Genomic DNA, 17180 nt, shown 5'->3' with positions numbered 1-17180 from the left:
GGAGACACTGAATGAGTATGTTAAAGGGAGTGCGGTTACCCGGAATCCCCGGAATACACGGACACAGAGCAACGTTTGGCACCACCCGCGTCGGCAAGAGCCGACTGGCTGAGTTGGCCCTGCGCCAAGCGCTGGATGAGGATCGCCCTCCCCGCCCCGCGTCACTGCATGCGGATCCTGTCGGCATGGCCGAAGAAGGGTTGGCGTTCAGCCAGGCCTGGGCACGGCTGAACATGCACCCGGATCTGTCGCGCTGCGCTGCCGGGGTAGCCGCACAGGTGGTGGAGGATGCAGCCAGAGCGTTGATTCCGATGGTGCGCCGGGCACGGGGGGTGCTGGACGAGTCAGTGAGTCATGCGGATCTGCAAGCGGTGATGTGCCCTGATCGCTCCGGGCTGTTTGCGCTGTGTGAGCGTTATACCGCGCACTATCTTGATGTGATGTCGCCGATTACCTGGACGCTGGTGTTCGACCGGCAGGCGCAGCTGCACCGCTCTGCCATTCCCCGTGAGTGGGTCGGACGGGATGCCCGTATGATCGCCATCGTGCAGCTGGTCCGTGAGCGGCAGCTGCGTATGGATGACAGCCTCGGCGCCACGTTGATCAGGCTGCTGGGCTTCAGTGCTGAACGGGTGAGTGGGCTGCTGGTCGCCGCCCAAGGGTTGTTAGCGGGTGAGGATGCGGAGCGTGCGGAGGGGGAGCAGGCATGACCGACAAGCATGTCATTGAGTCGTTGCTGCGCCCGGCGGTGGAGCTTAATACCGTGGCGGTGGCCGTGTCGGCGGCTTTTGTGTCAGCCACTGCGCCCTGGTCGCTGGCTCTTACACCCTCAGTGGGTTATGGCGTGGCCTGCGGCTTTGGTGTGTTGGCCTGGGTGCGCTGGAATGAGGCGTCTGTGGTGCTGCGCTACCGCCGCAATATGCGTCGTCTGCCGCGGTTTGAAATGACGAGCTCACAGATTCCGACCAGCCGTAATGCGCTGTATCTCGGAATGGGCTTTCGCTGGGATCAGCGTCATACCCAGCGGCTGCATTCTGCCCTGGAGCCCGAGGTGCGCAAGTACGTTGAGCAGCCCAAGGTATGGGAAAAAGCGCGGCGGCTGGAGGAGCAGCTGGGGGACTCCGACCGCCTGATCGCCCGCAGTGTTGTTAGATTGTTGAGCTGGGATCATGTGCTCAATCCGGTGCGGCCCGTACCGCCTGTCGGCGGCAGTCCGTTGTATCACGCCGTCGAGCCGGACGAGCGACAAGTGCTGTTGCCACTGCGTGAGCGCGTCGGCCACACCCTGGTACTCGGCACCACCCGTGTCGGTAAAACCCGACTGGCTGAGCTGATGGTGACCCAGGATATTCGCCGTGGGGAAACCACCATTTTCTTTGATCCCAAAGGCGACGCGGACATGCTGCTGCGCATGTGGGCCGAGGCCCGACGGGCGGGTCGTGAAGACTCGTTTTATGTATTTCACCTCGGCTGGCCAGAAATCTCGGCCCGCTACAATGCGGTCGGGCGTTTCGGGCGTATCTCTGAGGTGGCCAGCCGTATCTCCGGGCAGCTGTCGGGAGAAGGCAATAGCGCGGCCTTTCGCGAATTTGCATGGCGCTTTATCAATATCATCGCCCGTGCTCTGGTGGCGCTGGGGCGGCGCCCGGACTATCTGCAAATCAGCCAGCATGTGGTCAACATCGATGCCCTGTTTCTTGATTACGCGACATGGTACTTCCGTGATGACCCTGAAGTGTTCAAAACCATCGCGGACATGGAAGGCCGCATTAACGAAAAAAATACCCCCAGGCACATGCAGGGGAGAGAGAAGCGCGTCATTGCACTCGAACAGTTCCTGACAATGAAACGGATTTACGATCCGGTGATGGATGGCCTGAAATCAGCCGTGCGCTACGACAAAACATACTTCGACAAGATCGTGGCGTCGTTACTTCCTCTGCTGGAAAAACTTACCAGCGGCAAGATCGCGCAATTGTTGGCCCCGAACTATCTCGATCTGAGCGACCCACGCCCGATCTTCGACTGGCAGCAGATTATCCGTAAGCGCGGCATTGTCTATGTCGGCCTCGATGCCCTGTCGGATCCTGAGATCGCCGCCGCGGTCGGTAACTCGATGTTTGCAGACCTCGTATCGGTTGCCGGACATATCTACAAATTCGGGATCGATGACGGTCTGCCGGCACTGCCTGATGATGCCAAGGGCGCCCGCAGCAGCGCCGTGATTAACCTCCACGCCGATGAGGTCAACGAGTTGATGGGCGATGAGTTTGTGCCGCTCATCAACAAAGGCGGCGGGGCCGGTATTCAGGTCACGGCGTACACTCAGACCGCAAGCGACATCACGGTCAAAATGGGCAGCGTCGCCAAGGCGGGCCAGGTGGTCGGTAACTTCAACAATCTGATCATGCTGCGCGTGCGCGAGACGGCCACGGCAGAACTGCTCACCAGTCAGCTGGCTCGGGTGTCAGTGAAAGCCAAGACGCTCACGTCACGCAGCAATGATAATTCCAACCCCAACGACGATATCGACTTCACCAGTGCCACGCACGACGCCATCAGCACGACCAGTGTGCCGATGATTGAGCCCAGTAGCATTATCAACCTGCCGAAGGGCCAGGCCTTTGCCCTGCTCGAAGGCGGACGGCTGTGGAAAATCCGCATGCCGATGCCGGGGCGGGATGCCTCCGACGAGGCGCTGGTACCGAAGTCGATTGCGGATCTGGCAGCGCGTATGCGCGATGAGTACCGCACGGGTGAAGGGTGGTGGCAGGCCAGTGGCGGCATGCAGCTGAACAGTCTGCCTGCCGAACTGCAGGGCTGGCTGGACAGCCATCAGCAGGAGGTGCGTGCGTCCGGGGACCATGAGTCGTGGGATGAGCTGCATCTGCAGGGGCTGGAGCAGTCAGCACAGCAGAGTGATGCGCTGGAACAAACCCAGGGAGGCCTCCACTAATGGCACGCGAACCCGTTGATCAGGCGGAGCGCCAACAACAGCGACGGGTAGGCCTCTTTGGTCGCCTGTTCGAGCTACCGATCAGGGCACTGGGAGTGTTGATGCTGTCGCTGTTTTTCAGCCTGGTGATGGAGTGGATCGGCATCGCGTTTTTCTACCCGGAGCAAGGCTACGTCCATTCGCGGGAGATGATGGAGCGGGAAATGGGCTACTTCAGCTCGGATTTTCGTCACTCCTTACTGCATAGCCAGCCGGTGTTACTGGCCAGTGGTGTGGTGCAGAACGTGTATGGATGGGCATTTGTGAAGACCGGCTTTATGGCCTTTGCCGAGCAGGCCCGACAGCCGATCCCGGCGGAGGCCGGGAATGTGCAGCGCTACAGCCTGCTGCTATTTCGGGTGCTGGAGGACTATCTGCTGGCTGCGATGTACACCACGCTGACCTTTATCACGCGCGTGATGATCCTGCTGCTGAGTATGCCGCTGTTTGGTTTGGCGGGGCTGGTAGGCTTTGTCGATGGGTTGGTACGTCGCGACCTGCGCCGCTTCGGCGCCGGGCTAGAGAGCTCGTTCTGGTACCACCACATCAAGCGCTGGGTGGTGCCGTCATTTGTGCTGGTATGGATTATTTATCTCTCACTGCCGTTCTCAGTGCATCCGAATGTGGTGCTACTGCCCTGCTCTGCGCTGTTCGGGCTGATTGTGTCCCTGACTGTCGGCCAGTTTAAGAAGTATTTTTGACCGATTATTGAGTTTGGTTGTGTCGCCGGCAGGCATCCGGGAAATGACGGCGGCACGACTGAATACAGGGCCGGGGTAACACCCGGCCCTGTGCTTTTTAGTCATGCTGCCCGATGGGACAGCTTGTCGCCACCGGGGCAGCGCGCTACGGTGGGGGTGCCAGGACGGTCCTGGCACCACATAAAGCAGTTGTGCCCGACCCCGGTGGTGTCGGGTGCTTTTTTGCTTCATGGCTTGATACCTTTTCACGTGCGCTCACACCTCGGCCTGGTTTCCAGGCCTTTTTTATTTTTGCCCCGGTTCCCCTCGCCTTTTTCCTGTCGTTAACCCTTCTCGCAGTAGTGAGGGTTTGTTGCTGCTTGTATCTCCCTACCACTGTCAATCTATACACCTGTTCCAACCTATACAGGTGTTGCTGATGAAACTGGCATTCCTTTTACGTTTGTCCCGATGGCCACCCCAGCCGCTGCCCTATTACCTGGGAGTGGGGATCGCGCTGACCTCGCTGTCTGTGTCGGCGGCGTCCTCTGCGGAGCAGGAGGATCTGGCGCTGGTCCTCAAACAGTTGGACAGCATCCAGTTGATTCTGCAGCGCGCCGAACACGCAGAGCGTGACCGGACGGCGGGGCGCTATGCGTTCCAGTACAGCCGGGCGCGGGAGGACATTGCGCGGGTATCCCAGGGGATCAGCCAGTACCTGGCACCGTCGCGGGCACAGCCCCGTGATGCCTCCCAGCTGAGCGGGTCGTATCAGCTGGATCAGCGCGGCAAGGAGTAGGTCGTCATGGATGAAAAACAGCAGAAGGCCTTTGCGCTGGTCCGGAAACAGTTGGACAGCATCCAGTTGATTCTGCAGCGCGCCGAACACGCAGAGCGTGACCGGACGGCGGGGCGCCATGAGGACATTGCGCGAGTATCCCAAGGGGCTGGATCAGCGCGGCAAGCAGGAGTAGGCCATGGACGATAAGCAGCTGGCCGCGTTCAAGATCGCGGGCGGAGATAGCCCTGCAACGGGCTACCTCCTTTTCGTCGGCGGGTTTCTGACCCTCTATCTGCTGTGGTCCTGCTGGGTGCTGATCACTATCTGGCAGGGAACTGCCGGTATGGATCGGGATAAACGCTGGGACAAGGTTCAGTGGAAGGTGCTTCGCGTTGTGACCCTTTTTCTGATTCTGACGTGGTTTTTCAACAAGGCGTGAGGTGGCAGGAGCCACCCTCACCCACAAGTAGTGGGAGTAAGGAGTACATCATGATGTTGTTTCGTTTTGCGCGTTCCCTGTATGGACGCATGGGTAAGGCGGCTATGCAGGCGTATGTGGTGGTGGCCAGTCTTTTGCTCACGTCATCCGCCTGGGCGGCGCTCCCCAAAATGGAGGCGCCGTCCACAGGCACCGACGGTGGCAACCTGGCCACCTTCAAAGGCTATCTCTATGACGCTTTGATCGTAGTGGGTCTGGGATTGGCGACCTGGGCATTTCTGTCGGTGGGTTCCAATACGATAGCAACCTACAAGGCCTGGCGTATGCAGAAGGCTGAACTCAGTGAGCTGGGTCTGGTCGCCGGCATGGGGGTCGCACTGGTGATTCTGGTGCTTTACCTGGCCAACAAAGCCGCCGCCATTCTCGCGTGAGGCTGAGTCGTGAATAAAAACGAGGATGCACGCTACCTGCCTGAGCGGCTGAATCGGGAGCCCACGGTGATCCGTGGGCTAACCAACAACGAGCTGTTACTGGTCATCGGTAGCGGCGTGGTCGTCGGTCTGGTGCTGGGGGTGCTCATCGTTGTTCTGCTGCTGCCAGGTCAGTTGCCAGCCATCCCTACCAGTATGGCGTTATGCGGCTATCTGGCCCTGCGTTTTGGCAGTGACCGACTGGCGGCAGCCAAACGCAATAAGCCCGGTGCCTGGTTTTACCGCATGTTGGAGTGGCGGCTGCATCACGGCAGTGTCAGTCGCCTGTTTTTTCGTAAGGCATCACTGATCGATCAGGATGCGACCTGGTGGCTCCGCCGCGAGAGGGTGCAGCGCCGATTAAGACGGAAACGCCAGGACAGGCTCGACTGATGGCCCTGGATACCTCTCAGATACGACGCTCACGACTCGCCGCCCTCTTCTCACGCTGTGTTCCTATTTCACTCTGGAGTGTTTATGAGCCGACATCGCACTGCGCTGTCATCACGTGACTCGCACATCAGCAGTCTGCGACTGGTGATTGTACTGCTCGCCGCCCTGGCAGGTTGGACCTCCTGGGGTTGGTATACCGCGCCCCGTCATTTGACGGTTCACAATCCCCCCGATCTGCGTAGTGGATCGACACGCGCCTGGTGGGAGGTGCCACCGAGCACGGTTTACAGCTTTGCGCTGTACATTTTTCAGCAGCTGAACTACTGGCCCCGTGATGGGGAGAGTGACTACCGCGAGCGTATCGAGACGCTGCGCGCCTATTTCACGCCATCGTGCAAGGCCTGGCTGGATAGCGACTATCAGCGCCGAATGGGGAGTCAGGAGCTGACGGATCGTGTTCGTTCGGTCGCCGAGATTCCGGGCCGGGGGGTATCGGACGACCGTGTCCATATCAAAGACCGTGACCACTGGGTGGTGGATCTGGAGTTGATGCTGACCGAAAGCGTCCATGGCGAATCCGTCAAAAAGCTGGCCATGGTCCATCCACTGAAAGTGGTGCGCTGGGATATGAATCCTGAAGCCAACCCGTTTGGTCTGGCCCTGGATTGTTATGACTCATTGCCGGAGCGACTGGATGGCAGTGTGATGGAGGAAGGGAAATGAAGCTGTTGCATTGGGGTGGCCTGATGGTGGGGCTGGTGTTATCGCCGCTGGTGTCCGCCGTAGAACTGGTTCACTGGAACCGGGTGCCGATTAAGACGTCGCTGGCCGTAGGCCAGGAACGTATTGTGTATGTGGATCGCAATGTGAAGCTGGCTCTGCCGGTGGCCCTGGCCGATACCCTGCGGGTACAGATTGCCGGTGGGGCACTGTACCTCAAGGCAGCGTCTGCGTTTCCCGAAACCCGTATTCCGCTGCAAGTGGTGGAAACCGGCGAGATTATTCTGCTGGATGTGACCGCGCAGGACGCGGCGGCAGTCACCGCGAATAGCACGGCCTATGAGCCGATGAAGGTGTTGTATGGCGAGGCCGGGGATGACCTGAGCAGTTTTGGTATCACGGCAGGGCTGGCGTCCAGCTACGCCAGTGATGGCCTGCCGGGCAGTGCCGGCGCGGGTGCCGTGTCTGCTCGTGCGTCGGGTTCGTCAGCGAACAGCGCAGCGGCTCCCGCCGTCCCGCGCCCAACAGCCGATGATGCGGTAGCCGGCCGCATTGGCCGCACGGATGCCACGACACGGACGCCGGTCCCGATATCCCTCACGCGCTATGCCGCGCAGAACATGTATGCCCCGCTACGTACCGTCGAGGCACTGCCTGGTGTGAGCGCCGTCCCGGTGCGCGCCAAAGGCCCGCTGGGGTCGCTGCTGCCCTCGCTCGATGTCGATGCCCGTGCCGTCGCAGCGTGGAAATTATCTGATTACACCGTCACCGCTGTGCGCCTGATCAACCGTGCGCCCTGTGCGGTCCTGCTCGACCCCCGGCTGCTGAACGGGGATCTGTATAGCATCGCCTTTCAGCATCCGACGCTGGGGCCGGCAGGTAGTGCCGAGGATACCACGACGGCGTATCTGGTGACGCAGGGCAAGGGACTGGAGTCTGCCCTGTTGCCCCTGCCCTACCGCCCAGCCAAAGGAGCGCAATGAAATATGGCCGCAGTAAAAAGCAACGGCTTACTGAAGGTGATCATCCCTGCTGCGGTGATCGGTGCGGTCGCCATCGGTTATTCCGGTCTGCAGGGTGAAGACGGTGAATCCAATGCACAGGCGACACCGAGTACCACCGTGCGGGAGCTCACCCCCGAAGAGAAAAAGCGGTTGGGCATGGACGGCGCTCAGGATACGGTCTCGGCACTGGTGGCCAAGATTGATCAGATGCGCGATTCACAGTCGAAATCCAACCAGCTGATGCAGCAGCTGCTGGATGAAAACGGCACCTTACGGCAGAAAGCCGGCGATATGGAGGGGGCGGCCAGTAGCGCCGTCTCCAGCCAGCTGGCATCGGCGAAGAACGAGCTGATGGGACAGGTCGGTGAACAGCTGTCCCAGTTCGAGAACCGTATGAACACGGTCACCAGCCAGCTGAATGCGGTGGGCAGTGACGGCACAGGCTCTTCCATGGGGGGCGCGGGCTCCGTGTCGCTGCCTGCGGATGCGGGTTTAGGGGGGCTGGGTGGCACCGTAACCATTGCCGGGGAAACCTATATGTGGGTGGAGCCGCAAGACATGCGTAAGACTGACGCTAACGGCATGGTGTCCAGCACGGGCAGCCAGTTCAGCTTCCCCTCGTCGTTTAGTGAGGTGGGTTCGCTGGCTGATAAGGGGCTGAGCTCACTTAACAGTGCCACGAACGGTGCAGCGGCTCAGGTGTTGGGGAGTGCTGCCGAGGAGGACGCTGTGCCGGTGTACACCATTGCAGAGAACGCCACCCTGATGGGCTCGGTATCGATGACCGCTCTGCTGGGACGTATTCCCATTAATGGATCGGTGCAGGATCCCTATCCGTTCAAGATCATCATTGGTTCAGACAACCTGATGGCCAACGGCATCGAGCTGCCTGATGTTGCGCAGGCCGTCGTGTCTGGCGTGGCCACGGGCGACTGGGTGCTGAGTTGTGTTCGTGGCTCCATCACCTCCATCACGTTCGTTTTCACCGACGGCACCATTCGCACTATCAACGGCCAGAGCGAAGAAGGCGGGCAAAGTCAGGGCAACGGCTCATCGGCGTCAGGTGCCGGTGCGCAGGGAGCGACACAAAGTCTGGGCTGGTTGTCGGACCCTTACGGCATCCCCTGTATCTCCGGTGAGAAAAAATCCAATGCCATGGAGTACCTGTCGACTCAGTTCGGTTTAGGGATGGCCACCGCAGCGGCCTCCGCTTCTGCCCAGTCGGAGACCACGTCGGTCACCGGGACGGATGCGGTGGTCACTGCCGTCACAGGCGATGCGGGTAAATATGCGCTGAATAGCGGCATCGCCGGCGGCCTGGAGAAGGTGAGCGAATGGGTCGCTCAGCGCTACGGCCAGACCTTTGATGCTATCTACGTGCCGCCGGGTCAGTCGGTGGCGCTGCATATCACACGGGAGCTCAAGATCGACTACGAGCTCAATGGTCGCAAGGTCAGTTATCTGTCAGGGGCGGGTGGCCGTTCTGGTTCGCTGGATTAAGGGAGAGGATGTGATGATGAAATGTGCAGGTCAATGGATGGCGGTACTGGGGATGGTCGCGGTGGTGGGAATGACCGGCTGCTCGACCTCCAAAGACAAGATGTTTCCCACTAATGGGGCGACCATGATGGATATCTATCACGGTCAGTGGATCGATACCGCAGGGCTGAGCGGGATGGGCGGTACCAGCACGAATCAGCGTCAGCTGATGGATGCCCGCGCGTCACTGCGTCGCCCGCTGGGTGACGGTATTTATGACCAGCAGGCCCTGGCCACGGCAGGCAAACCCACTGCCGAGGTGATGGTCGCCCGGCAGGCCTGGGGCAATCGTGTGGCGGAGGTGAACGGGGATTATACCCGCACAGCGGCCAATGAAATTGTCAGCCAGTTCCCACGCCTGCCCAACCCGGATCTGGTGGTGTATGTGTCGCCCCACCTGGCAGGTAATGAGCCGGCCCCCATTCCAGGCTATTCCACGGTGATCCCGTTCTATTCGCGGATCCAGTACGCGATGCCCGGCGAACGCCTGGGCGATTACTGATAGCGAGGAGAGCTACATGGGCATCATGGAGAAAGTGCGGGACATATTCGCGCTGCAGGGTGACGGTCAGCATGTCGTGACCCTTGCGGACGGGTCACAGCATGAGCGGATTTCGCGCTCGAACATGACCATCGCCCAAGAGCGGGCGTTTATGAATCAGGGGCAGGAGTTTGCCTCGTTTGTCGATCTGCTGCCCTGGGTGGATTACAACCGTAAGCATCAGGTGTTTGAACTGGAGGATGGCAGTTCTGTCGGTGTGGTGTTTGAGATCAAACCCGTGATCACCGAAGGACGTGACGATGCGTTTATCGAAAACGTCCGTTTTCAGGTGCAGCAGGTACTGCAGTCGTCGTTTGATGAACATGACGTGGAGCCCTGGGTGGTGCAGTTGTATTGCCAGGATGAAACCAGCTTTAGCTCGTACCTGGAACATCTCGATGCCTATATCGATCCCATGATTGCGGATACCGAGTTTACCCAGGCCTATCTCAGGCAGATGGAAAACCATTTGCGGGGGATCAGTAAGCCCGGCGGACTGTTTGAGGACACCGCAGTGACGCGCAACCCCTGGCGCGGTCAGATCCGCCGGACTCGTCTGGTGTTATACCGGCGTTTTGAGGCGAGCTTTGACCTCAAGGGCCGCTCGACCGAGGAGGAATTTGAGGCAGCGGTACAGGACATCAATGACACCTGTGCCCGTCTGGTGGCGAACCTGGAGTCCATCGGGATCGATGTCCAGCGCTGCGATGGCCGCAGTGTGTTTCAGTGGCTGCTGCCCTGGTTCAATCCCTGCCCTACCCTGACCGAGGGGGATACGGAGGCACTGGGACGCCTGGCACATTATGTCGATGAAGAGCCCCCCGAGGGGCGCAGTCCGTTGCTGGATGATTTTGCCGAGTGCCTGATGTATTCGCATCCGGCGTCGGATGTTAAGCGTGGTGTGTGGCTGTTTGACCGTATGCCTCACCGCGTGATCATGATGAACCGCTTCAAGCAGGTTCCTCGCCCTGGCATCCTGACGGCGGAGCTGCGACGTGGCCGCATGGTCAATTCGCTGTTCGATTCACTGCCGGAGTCGACCATCATGGCAATGACCATGGTGATCACGCCGCAGGACTCCATCGAAGCCCATATCGATAAAATCCGTGACAGCTCATCCGGCCATTCCAATGATGCAACAGCGGCACGTAAAGAGTGCGACGTGGCGCAGCGTAAGCTGCTGGCTGGCGACAAAATGTGCCGGTTTAGTCTGGCGTTTTACGTGCGCGGCAAGGACATGGCCCAGCTAAACGAGCGGACTAACCAGATCATTGCCGTCACGCAGACCGCCGGTATTGAGATGGTAGACCCCCGCCATGAGGTGGCGCCGCTCAACAGCTATCTGCGCTGGTTGCCCATGAACTATAAGCCTGCAGAGGACCGCAAGCACTGGTATGTCAATCTGGCGTACTTCGATCATCTGGCCTCGATTGTGCCCATCTTTGGCCGCGCAGTCGGTACCGGCAATCCCGGTTTCACGGCGTTTAACCGGGGTGGCGGCCCCCTCACCTTTGATATGCTCTCCACCGCTGATCGGGCAAAAAACGCACACATGCTGTTGCTGGGACCGACAGGGGCCGGTAAGTCAGCCACCCTGGTAGCGATGCTGACACAGACACTGGCGATCCATCGTCCGCGCATCTTTTTGATCGAGGCCGGTAACAGCTTTGGGCTGTTTGCGGATTACTGCCAGTCACTGGGGCTCAGCGTCAATAAGGTGTCCCTCAAGCCAGGCTCAGGCGTCCGACTGAACCCCTTTGCCGACAGCCATTTGTTGTTCGAGTCAGGCCGAAGCTATGACCCGGATGACATCAGCGATGATGAGGCTGACGACAGTGATGATGACGAAGGCGATGCGCAGCGGGATGTGCTGGGTGAAATGGAAGTCGCAGCACGACTGATGATCACCGGCGGCGAAGAGCAGGAAATCAGGGAATATAAACGCCAGGATCGTTCTGCTGTGCGCCGTGCTATTCAGCAGGCTGCCGAAGAGGCGTATGCCGAGAAGCGGCAGATGACCGCCCCGGATCTGCAGCGGGCGATGCGCGCGATGTCACGTGACCCGGATCAGTCAGAGACTCGCCGCTTGCGCATTGAGGGCATGGCTGACGCCCTTGACCTGATGTGCGCACCGGGCTCGTTTGAGGAGGAGATGTTTGCCAAGGAGGGGACGCCCTGGCCAGAGGTGGACGTCACTGTGGTGGATCTCGCCACGTTGTCGCGTGAAGGCTACGAGGGGCAGCTGTCCCTGGCCCTGATCTCGCTGTTCAACCACATCAACAACATTGCCGAGCGTGATCAGTTCTCAGGGCGACAGATCGTGGTGCCCATCGATGAGGCGCACATTGTGACGGTCAACTCGCTACTGGCTCCCTATGTGGCCAAGATCGGCAAGATGTGGCGAAAGCTGGGGGCCTGGTTGTGGCTGGCCACCCAGAACATGGACGACTTCCCTGATTTTGCCAAGAAACTGCTGGGCCTCTGTGAATGGTGGGTACTGCTGGTGATGGAGCCTGCCGAGGTGGAGCAGGTGGCCCGTTTCAAGACACTGAGTGCCGATCAAAAACACCTGGTGTTGTCCGCCCAGAAGGAAAAGCACAAGTACACCGAAGGGGTGGTGCTCAGCAAGAATCTGCAGATGCTGTTCCGCTCAGTCCCGCCCAGTTTGTATCTGGCGCTGGGGATGACAGAGAAGGAGGAAAAGAAAGCCCGTAAGGGGTTGATGGATGAGCACGGTGTCTCTGAGCTGGAGGCGGCTCTGATGGTTGCTCAGAAGCTGGATAAGGCGCGGGGTCTGGGGGAAAACAGCAGTGCGGGGATGAGTGCCCGGCTCTGCCATCAGTTAAACCCGGATGGGATCTATTCGCCGCAAAAACCGGATTGGTATCCCCATCCGTACTGAGAGTGCGCAGCCCTATCGGCAGGAGTGGCAGTCACTCCGTAGCACGGCTGGCTGGAGCAGTTTGCACACCAGCCCGACTGCGGCAGTGGGTGGGCTGGCAGAGAGCCTTGAGGGGCTGGATAACGTGGAGGGGCTGCAAAGGGTGACGGTGCGTGAGCAGGTCACCCTTTGTTGTTGGTGGTCAGGGCGTGGGTGGGGCCAGTGAGGCCAGGCCTGCCTGGCGCCACTGTGCTACCGGCCACTGATACTGGTTCTGCACTTCGATCCACCAGGACTCCGGCAGCGGTGGCAGAATGCCACGGGCCTCTGCGATGGCCACACAGCCCATGATGGTAGTCAGGGGCATGGAGAAGGCATGGTAGTTGTCACGCATGGCAAACAGCAGGGGTTCGTCACAGCATTGGCTGGGCGGTGAGGACGGTGCCAGGGGTGATTCTGCCAGAGTGGCGGGATTACGTTGGGCCTGGTCCAGTTCGGACATGGTGGTCTCCTGATCGGGGTTGATGTGGGCAGTGTGGGCAAACAGGCAGGTCTGTGCGATAGCAAACTCTCGCTACGGCACAGAGGGTTGGTGGCTGATCCAGCGTGGCCATGCCTTTCCTGTCTTTATGGGTGTCTGACCTGCCTGTTTTTTCGCTTTCGTCATCAAAGCGACATCCCCCTGTCATAAACCGGAACTGCCGGGCGTCACTGGTTACTTAGTAGGCAATCGATTCGATAGCTGGTGTCGTCCAGCTTCGTTGTTAATTTTCACACTGCCCAGGGATGGTTATGGTGTCTATGTCTTCTGCTTTTGTCTCTCCTCCTGCTGCTATGGGTGATCAGCCCCCTTCGCTGTCTGCCTGGATGCGTTCGGTGCTGTCGCTGGACGGTGCCGGGTCAACGTCGTCTGCGACGTCACCGGAGGGGGCAGGAATACTGCGTCTCTCCCCTACTCTCAGCCAGCTGACGCAGTGGTTGCGTCAGGCTCAGCAACGGCTGACCCGGCACCGTGCGGCACTGGAACCTGGGGCGCCGGAATTGTTGTACGTGGCCACGTCGCTGGATGCGGAAACCCTGGGGACCGGCTTTGCGTTGATGGGGGACTGGGAGATGGCCCGCTGTTACTGGCAACGGGCCTGTCAGTATGGTTTGCAGCCGCTGCACATGGCTCAGGCGGCATCGGCTGATGACGCGCTCATCCAGGGCGCAACGGCCTGTGATGCACTGCGTCTGGGGGTGTGCGCGCTGGCTGCCGGTGATCGTGCGCTACTGCAGGAGATTCTGCAGCAGTACCCGACCGCTACTCCTCGCCTGACGCATCAGGTGCCGGTACTGGATGGTATGGCCGACAGTCTTCTACAGGCCATGGGTGCCTGTTTGGCGGGCTATACGGGCATGGCCCGGCAGGTGCTGCAACTGGGCATGGGGCAACTGCCGGGGGATCCGGCCCTGTCCGGCTGCTATCAGGGGCTGGTGAACATGGCCTGGGCGCTGCTCGGGGTGCTGAACCAGGATCAGGACACCTTTAATGCCGGTCTGATGGGGCAGCTGGCCGTGCATTATCAGTGGGCGCTGTGCAGTGGCCGGGATGAGGAGGAGGCCTATATCTGTCTGTCGGCACTGGCCATGGTCAATCTGGGGCTACAGTGCGGCCTTGAACAGCAGGTGTTTGATGTGTTGATTCCGCAGGGGCTGATCAGTCCGACAGGGTGAGTGAACGTCCCCCGGTGGTGAGGTTCAACACTGCTGGCACAGTTGTTCTTTGGGCAGTAGCTCCAGTTCGGTAATACGCAGGTAGGTTCGGATTAGGTGGGCGATGGCCACCCCGTGCAGCAGTAAGGCAATGTTGCCTTCATTCCAGAAACCGGTGAGGTTAACGCCGTCTGTATCGCAGAGTACCCCTCTGGCCAGTACCACCAGGGCTACTAGCAGCCATCCGCTGGCCCAGTAAATTCCCCGTGTGAGGGTTGTCTGCTTCAGTGCCTCCAGGCAGTCCTGGTAGGTGGTGTAGTCCTGTGCGTCCTGTTGAGGTGGGCTGGCAGGGTGTGCGGTGTTCGGTGACATGGGTCCGTCCGGTGGTGAATGCGTAACGTATGTAACAGCTGAGTATCATATTGTTGCAGTGCAGTTCCCGCCCTGCTCTCCCCCTTTGGTCGCAGGGGTGATGATGGCCACGGCGCGTGCAAACCCTCTTCGGGGTGGTGAGGGTTGTTTGCTGTGGCCGCTTCCGGGCTTTGGCAGGATGGCGGAATACCGTCCGTGACAAAGTGAAGGAGAATGATCGGAATGACACAGGAAACCAACGACGTGAATGAGGCCATGCGGAATCTGGAGGACGTGACACCGGAGAACTTCTGGGAGAAACGGGAGGCGTACCGGGCATGGCACTACCAGCAGGCATGGCGTGACTTGAGATGGTATTCGGTGGGGTCGCTGGTGTGGTGGCTGATGCTGAGGTTGTTTCTTTGTGGCGTGGTGTACGCTGTCGCGCTGGTCGGATGGCTGGTGATCCTTGATGCCCTGTTTGCTGATGGCGAACTGCTGGCAGCAGGCGGGTTGACCTGGGCAACGGCAGGGGCTTTTTGGATCGGGAGTGCCCTCCTGCTCTTCGTGGGGTGGTGGGGAGTGCGGCCCTGGCAGTCTCCTGTGGCCCAGCGGGTTGCACAGGAAATGGATCGCTGGTGGGACCAGCACGGTGACAAGCTGCCCATGACCAGCCTGAAACGGGCCGCTGTGTCAGAGGCGAACAAGGCATGACCTCGATGAGAGAGACAGTGGAGGCGGCTGTGGCAGCGATTGAGTATGCGTTGCAGCTTGGGTCGGGGGATGACGGGCCGAGCGGCCAGAGGCACCTGAAGAAGTGTTTGGTGCGGATCCGCTGTACAAGGCTGGCTGAATCAGTGGCAGGCCAGCCTGGCTGTGGCAGTACGTGGTGGTAGGGAGACTGAGGCAGTCTTTGTGTGGAAATGACTGGGAACGGTCATGGGGCGCTGAGGCAGTCAGTCGATGGCTGATGTGTGGCAGAAGGTGTGGGCCAGACGGCTCAGGTATTGCCTGTTGCGGTGGGCGTAGCACTCGGGGCGCCGGATGGCGATATGGCGCGGCGCTTCGACGCCGATCCATACCTGCTGCTGCGATTCGGTGTCTTTGACATCGTAGACCAGCAGGATGATCTGGTGGCCATCGGGTTGGGTGATAATGATACGTTCACCGCGATTCCGGGTCAGGATCAGGTGGCCATGCCACTGGGCCTTGAGCAGGGTCTGCTGAAAGTACGGGCTCTGCTTGATGGTGATCAGGTAGCGGATAAGGCCAAAGGCCATCCGGGTCGTAGAGCGATGAGAAGCGCGGGACATGGGTTCCATCCTGGATAAGTCGAGTGCCAGCCTGCCACCTGCTGTGTTGCCTGTTTCCAACAAGCCGCAGACTGGCCCTGAATATTGTTGAGGGGTTGCCCTGCCCTGTCAATGTGGCGGGGGCATGTTGAAACGGCCTGGAATGAGTCTGGGCCATGAACTGAATAAGGAGAGGATGGTGAGTAAGCGCCCCGGTGGACCCGGTGTTGTGGTGCCGTTGTTTGGTGAGCGCACGGCGCCACCCGCTGCAGGTGAAGTGAAGAAGGTCAGCCCGGTGCCCCCGGTGCCGGATTACCGCCACGAGTACCCCTGCTCCGTGCTGGATGTGGCAGTGGGGGTGGTGCATGTCACCGTGCTGGCCACGTCGGAAACAGTGGCGCTGGAGGAAGCCTATCAGGCCGCCAAGCGGCGTGGCTGTCGCAATATTATCGACATGGCCATAGGGCACATGACCGAGCAGGAAATGGCCAGCCGGCCTCAGTAAGTCGGTCTCAGTACGGCGTCAGTAGTAAGGTGAAGGGGGATGTCAGTGGTCGGCACTGACAGGGACAGTCGGCTGTGGCAGGTCAACTGGGTGTATTCAATGACAATCAATAAGGAGTGCAGCGTGGGTGTGATGACCGCCAGGGTGAAGGCAGGGATGGGTGTGATGGTGTTGGCATCGGTGGGATTGTTAGCCGGCTGCAATGATCTGTATACCAAGGATGGCAGCTGCGTCACCTGCTTCAAGGATCCGTTTGGGATTGTGTCTGTCAGTTCAGGGACCACCACGGATAGCAGTGGTCCGCGCAGCATCGGCCTGGGTGCCCCGAACAACGCGCCCTATTCCGAAGGCCGCCATGTGGTGAGTATGGCCGTGAATCAGGATGTGGATCTGGTGTTTATTCGGATGAAACGAGAGTTTGGTTTTCAGTCCCCAGAGGAGCTGAGGGCTGCCCGTGGTGACCTGGCCTCCCGTATGAGAATGCAGGACGCTGGCTGGCGTTATGAGGCTACGCCGGGCGTGACGTATCACATGCGCAGTGATGCGACCGTGAGCGGTCAGGACATTGTGCTGGATATGGTGATCGACAAGCTGGGGTCAGGCAAAGCGGCCCTGACCATGACGTATCGCAATCCTGCCGGTGCCAATGTCAGCCAGCTGGAGTCGGCCCTGAAAGCCCGGGTGAAGAAGGCGCTGGGCTGAGGTCGCTGAGCCTTGTGTGTACTGTAATAGGGTGTCTCACTGCCAGGTTGATCCTGGCAGTGTTGTTTTGGCTGGCTGTCCCTTGTGCCAGTTCCATGACGCCTGCAGGGGTGGTATCACTATCCCTGTCAGGGAGGTCACGATATGCCTCTGACCACAACAAGAAAAATCGGGTATCCGTATTTCGTGATT

The 17180-nt window shown here is 59.8% G+C and carries 20 protein-coding genes; 17 read left to right on the top strand and 3 right to left on the bottom strand.

What is annotated here, in order from left to right; all coding sequences use genetic code 11:
• Positions 1 to 11 precede the first annotated feature (11 nt).
• The 13 genes from WH50_RS15430 (at position 12) to WH50_RS15370 (ending at position 12464) form a co-directional block, all read left to right on the top strand.
• Positions 12 to 710 carry a hypothetical protein gene (locus WH50_RS15430; protein WP_133251342.1) on the top strand — a complete coding sequence of 233 codons (699 nt, stop codon included), beginning with the start codon at positions 12 to 14 and terminating at the stop codon, positions 708 to 710.
• Entirely contained in the window at positions 707 to 2956 is a 2250-nt protein-coding gene (traD, locus tag WH50_RS15425) for a type IV conjugative transfer system coupling protein TraD (RefSeq protein WP_110188110.1), read from the top strand. Before WH50_RS15430 ends, traD begins: the two co-directional genes overlap by 4 nt.
• The gene (locus tag WH50_RS15420; RefSeq protein ID WP_110188109.1) at positions 2956 to 3696 is read left to right on the top strand and encodes a TIGR03747 family integrating conjugative element membrane protein; all 741 of its coding nucleotides are present in this window, start codon (positions 2956 to 2958) and stop codon (positions 3694 to 3696) included. The genes traD and WH50_RS15420 overlap by 1 nt, the downstream gene beginning before the upstream one ends.
• A 418-nt stretch (positions 3697 to 4114) precedes the next feature.
• On the top strand, positions 4115 to 4474 hold the full coding sequence (locus WH50_RS15415) for an integrative conjugative element protein, RAQPRD family (RefSeq protein ID WP_110188108.1): 360 nt from the start codon (positions 4115 to 4117) through the stop codon (positions 4472 to 4474).
• 6 nt (positions 4475 to 4480) lie between these two features.
• Positions 4481 to 4663 (top strand): hypothetical protein, encoded by a 183-nt coding sequence (locus WH50_RS26375; protein WP_110188107.1) that lies wholly within the window; start codon positions 4481 to 4483, stop codon positions 4661 to 4663.
• On the top strand, positions 4653 to 4895 hold the full coding sequence (locus tag WH50_RS15405) for a TIGR03758 family integrating conjugative element protein (protein ID WP_110188106.1): 243 nt from the start codon (positions 4653 to 4655) through the stop codon (positions 4893 to 4895). The genes WH50_RS26375 and WH50_RS15405 overlap by 11 nt, the downstream gene beginning before the upstream one ends.
• A gap of 50 nt (positions 4896 to 4945) precedes the next feature.
• Complete coding sequence (locus tag WH50_RS15400) at positions 4946 to 5326, top strand: TIGR03745 family integrating conjugative element membrane protein (protein WP_110188105.1); 381 nt, start codon at positions 4946 to 4948, stop codon at positions 5324 to 5326.
• Positions 5327 to 5335: 9 nt separating this feature from the next.
• A complete protein-coding gene (locus WH50_RS15395; RefSeq protein WP_110188104.1) occupies positions 5336 to 5758 on the top strand; it encodes a TIGR03750 family conjugal transfer protein in 423 nt (140 codons plus the stop codon).
• A gap of 84 nt (positions 5759 to 5842) precedes the next feature.
• Positions 5843 to 6481: a PFL_4703 family integrating conjugative element protein gene (locus WH50_RS15390; RefSeq protein ID WP_110188103.1), complete on the top strand. Its 639-nt coding sequence runs from the start codon at positions 5843 to 5845 to the stop codon at positions 6479 to 6481.
• Positions 6478 to 7461, top strand: a complete 984-nt coding sequence (locus WH50_RS15385) for a TIGR03749 family integrating conjugative element protein (protein ID WP_110188102.1) — start codon at positions 6478 to 6480, stop codon at positions 7459 to 7461. The genes WH50_RS15390 and WH50_RS15385 overlap by 4 nt, the downstream gene beginning before the upstream one ends.
• Positions 7462 to 7464: 3 nt before the next feature.
• Positions 7465 to 8982 carry a TIGR03752 family integrating conjugative element protein gene (locus WH50_RS15380; RefSeq protein WP_110188101.1) on the top strand — a complete coding sequence of 506 codons (1518 nt, stop codon included), beginning with the start codon at positions 7465 to 7467 and terminating at the stop codon, positions 8980 to 8982.
• A gap of 13 nt (positions 8983 to 8995) precedes the next feature.
• The gene (locus WH50_RS15375) at positions 8996 to 9523 is read left to right on the top strand and encodes a TIGR03751 family conjugal transfer lipoprotein (protein WP_110188100.1); all 528 of its coding nucleotides are present in this window, start codon (positions 8996 to 8998) and stop codon (positions 9521 to 9523) included.
• A 16-nt stretch (positions 9524 to 9539) separates the two neighbouring features.
• Positions 9540 to 12464 carry a conjugative transfer ATPase gene (locus tag WH50_RS15370; protein WP_110188099.1) on the top strand — a complete coding sequence of 975 codons (2925 nt, stop codon included), beginning with the start codon at positions 9540 to 9542 and terminating at the stop codon, positions 12462 to 12464.
• Between the two features lie 181 nt (positions 12465 to 12645).
• On the opposite strand, the gene WH50_RS15365 is transcribed toward WH50_RS15370, so the two are convergent.
• A complete protein-coding gene (locus WH50_RS15365) occupies positions 12646 to 12945 on the bottom strand; it encodes a hypothetical protein (protein ID WP_110188098.1) in 300 nt (99 codons plus the stop codon).
• A 299-nt stretch (positions 12946 to 13244) separates the two neighbouring features.
• On the opposite strand from WH50_RS15365, the gene WH50_RS15360 reads away from it, so the two are divergent.
• On the top strand, positions 13245 to 14159 hold the full coding sequence (locus WH50_RS15360; protein WP_133251341.1) for a hypothetical protein: 915 nt from the start codon (positions 13245 to 13247) through the stop codon (positions 14157 to 14159).
• Positions 14160 to 14183: 24 nt separating this feature from the next.
• Here the strand turns inward: WH50_RS15360 and WH50_RS15355 are convergent, their stop codons facing one another.
• Complete coding sequence (locus WH50_RS15355) at positions 14184 to 14510, bottom strand: hypothetical protein (protein WP_110188096.1); 327 nt, start codon at positions 14508 to 14510, stop codon at positions 14184 to 14186.
• 222 nt (positions 14511 to 14732) lie between these two features.
• Here WH50_RS15355 and WH50_RS15350 point away from each other — a divergent pair, with 222 nt between their 5' ends.
• Positions 14733 to 15203, top strand: coding sequence for a hypothetical protein (locus WH50_RS15350; protein ID WP_133251340.1), 471 nt, complete (start codon positions 14733 to 14735; stop codon positions 15201 to 15203).
• A 242-nt stretch (positions 15204 to 15445) separates the two neighbouring features.
• Here WH50_RS15350 and WH50_RS15340 read toward each other — a convergent pair whose 3' ends face one another.
• Positions 15446 to 15802 (bottom strand): carbon storage regulator, encoded by a 357-nt coding sequence (locus WH50_RS15340; RefSeq protein WP_165838443.1) that lies wholly within the window; start codon positions 15800 to 15802, stop codon positions 15446 to 15448.
• A gap of 178 nt (positions 15803 to 15980) precedes the next feature.
• Here WH50_RS15340 and WH50_RS15335 point away from each other — a divergent pair, with 178 nt between their 5' ends.
• Positions 15981 to 16286, top strand: coding sequence for a hypothetical protein (locus WH50_RS15335; protein WP_133251339.1), 306 nt, complete (start codon positions 15981 to 15983; stop codon positions 16284 to 16286).
• Positions 16287 to 16385: 99 nt separating this feature from the next.
• Positions 16386 to 16988: a hypothetical protein gene (locus tag WH50_RS15330; RefSeq protein ID WP_133251338.1), complete on the top strand. Its 603-nt coding sequence runs from the start codon at positions 16386 to 16388 to the stop codon at positions 16986 to 16988.
• Positions 16989 to 17180 lie beyond the last annotated feature (192 nt).

The sequence above is a fragment of the Pokkaliibacter plantistimulans genome (assembly GCF_003194385.1).
GTDB lineage: Bacteria > Pseudomonadota > Gammaproteobacteria > Pseudomonadales > Balneatricaceae > Pokkaliibacter > Pokkaliibacter plantistimulans.
The sequence above is the reverse complement of the archived record's forward strand: the minus strand, read 5'-3'. Positions and strand labels throughout refer to the sequence as shown.

What these genes read in the sequence shown, in the direction of transcription:
- WH50_RS15340 (WP_165838443.1), bottom strand. Translation starts at nt 15,802, where the DNA reads ATGTCCCGCGCTTCTCATCGCTCTACGACCCGGATGGCCTTTGGCCTT.
- WH50_RS15350 (WP_133251340.1), top strand. Translation starts at nt 14,733, where the DNA reads ATGACACAGGAAACCAACGACGTGAATGAGGCCATGCGGAATCTGGAG.
- WH50_RS15365 (WP_110188098.1), bottom strand. Translation starts at nt 12,945, where the DNA reads ATGTCCGAACTGGACCAGGCCCAACGTAATCCCGCCACTCTGGCAGAA.
- WH50_RS15355 (WP_110188096.1), bottom strand. Translation starts at nt 14,510, where the DNA reads ATGTCACCGAACACCGCACACCCTGCCAGCCCACCTCAACAGGACGCA.
- traD (WP_110188110.1), top strand. Translation starts at nt 707, where the DNA reads ATGACCGACAAGCATGTCATTGAGTCGTTGCTGCGCCCGGCGGTGGAG.
- WH50_RS15375 (WP_110188100.1), top strand. Translation starts at nt 8,996, where the DNA reads ATGATGAAATGTGCAGGTCAATGGATGGCGGTACTGGGGATGGTCGCG.
- WH50_RS26375 (WP_110188107.1), top strand. Translation starts at nt 4,481, where the DNA reads ATGGATGAAAAACAGCAGAAGGCCTTTGCGCTGGTCCGGAAACAGTTG.
- WH50_RS15430 (WP_133251342.1), top strand. Translation starts at nt 12, where the DNA reads ATGAGTATGTTAAAGGGAGTGCGGTTACCCGGAATCCCCGGAATACAC.
- WH50_RS15415 (WP_110188108.1), top strand. Translation starts at nt 4,115, where the DNA reads ATGAAACTGGCATTCCTTTTACGTTTGTCCCGATGGCCACCCCAGCCG.
- WH50_RS15405 (WP_110188106.1), top strand. Translation starts at nt 4,653, where the DNA reads ATGGACGATAAGCAGCTGGCCGCGTTCAAGATCGCGGGCGGAGATAGC.
- WH50_RS15360 (WP_133251341.1), top strand. Translation starts at nt 13,245, where the DNA reads ATGTCTTCTGCTTTTGTCTCTCCTCCTGCTGCTATGGGTGATCAGCCC.
- WH50_RS15400 (WP_110188105.1), top strand. Translation starts at nt 4,946, where the DNA reads ATGATGTTGTTTCGTTTTGCGCGTTCCCTGTATGGACGCATGGGTAAG.
- WH50_RS15330 (WP_133251338.1), top strand. Translation starts at nt 16,386, where the DNA reads ATGACAATCAATAAGGAGTGCAGCGTGGGTGTGATGACCGCCAGGGTG.
- WH50_RS15385 (WP_110188102.1), top strand. Translation starts at nt 6,478, where the DNA reads ATGAAGCTGTTGCATTGGGGTGGCCTGATGGTGGGGCTGGTGTTATCG.
- WH50_RS15420 (WP_110188109.1), top strand. Translation starts at nt 2,956, where the DNA reads ATGGCACGCGAACCCGTTGATCAGGCGGAGCGCCAACAACAGCGACGG.
- WH50_RS15380 (WP_110188101.1), top strand. Translation starts at nt 7,465, where the DNA reads ATGGCCGCAGTAAAAAGCAACGGCTTACTGAAGGTGATCATCCCTGCT.
- WH50_RS15370 (WP_110188099.1), top strand. Translation starts at nt 9,540, where the DNA reads ATGGGCATCATGGAGAAAGTGCGGGACATATTCGCGCTGCAGGGTGAC.
- WH50_RS15390 (WP_110188103.1), top strand. Translation starts at nt 5,843, where the DNA reads ATGAGCCGACATCGCACTGCGCTGTCATCACGTGACTCGCACATCAGC.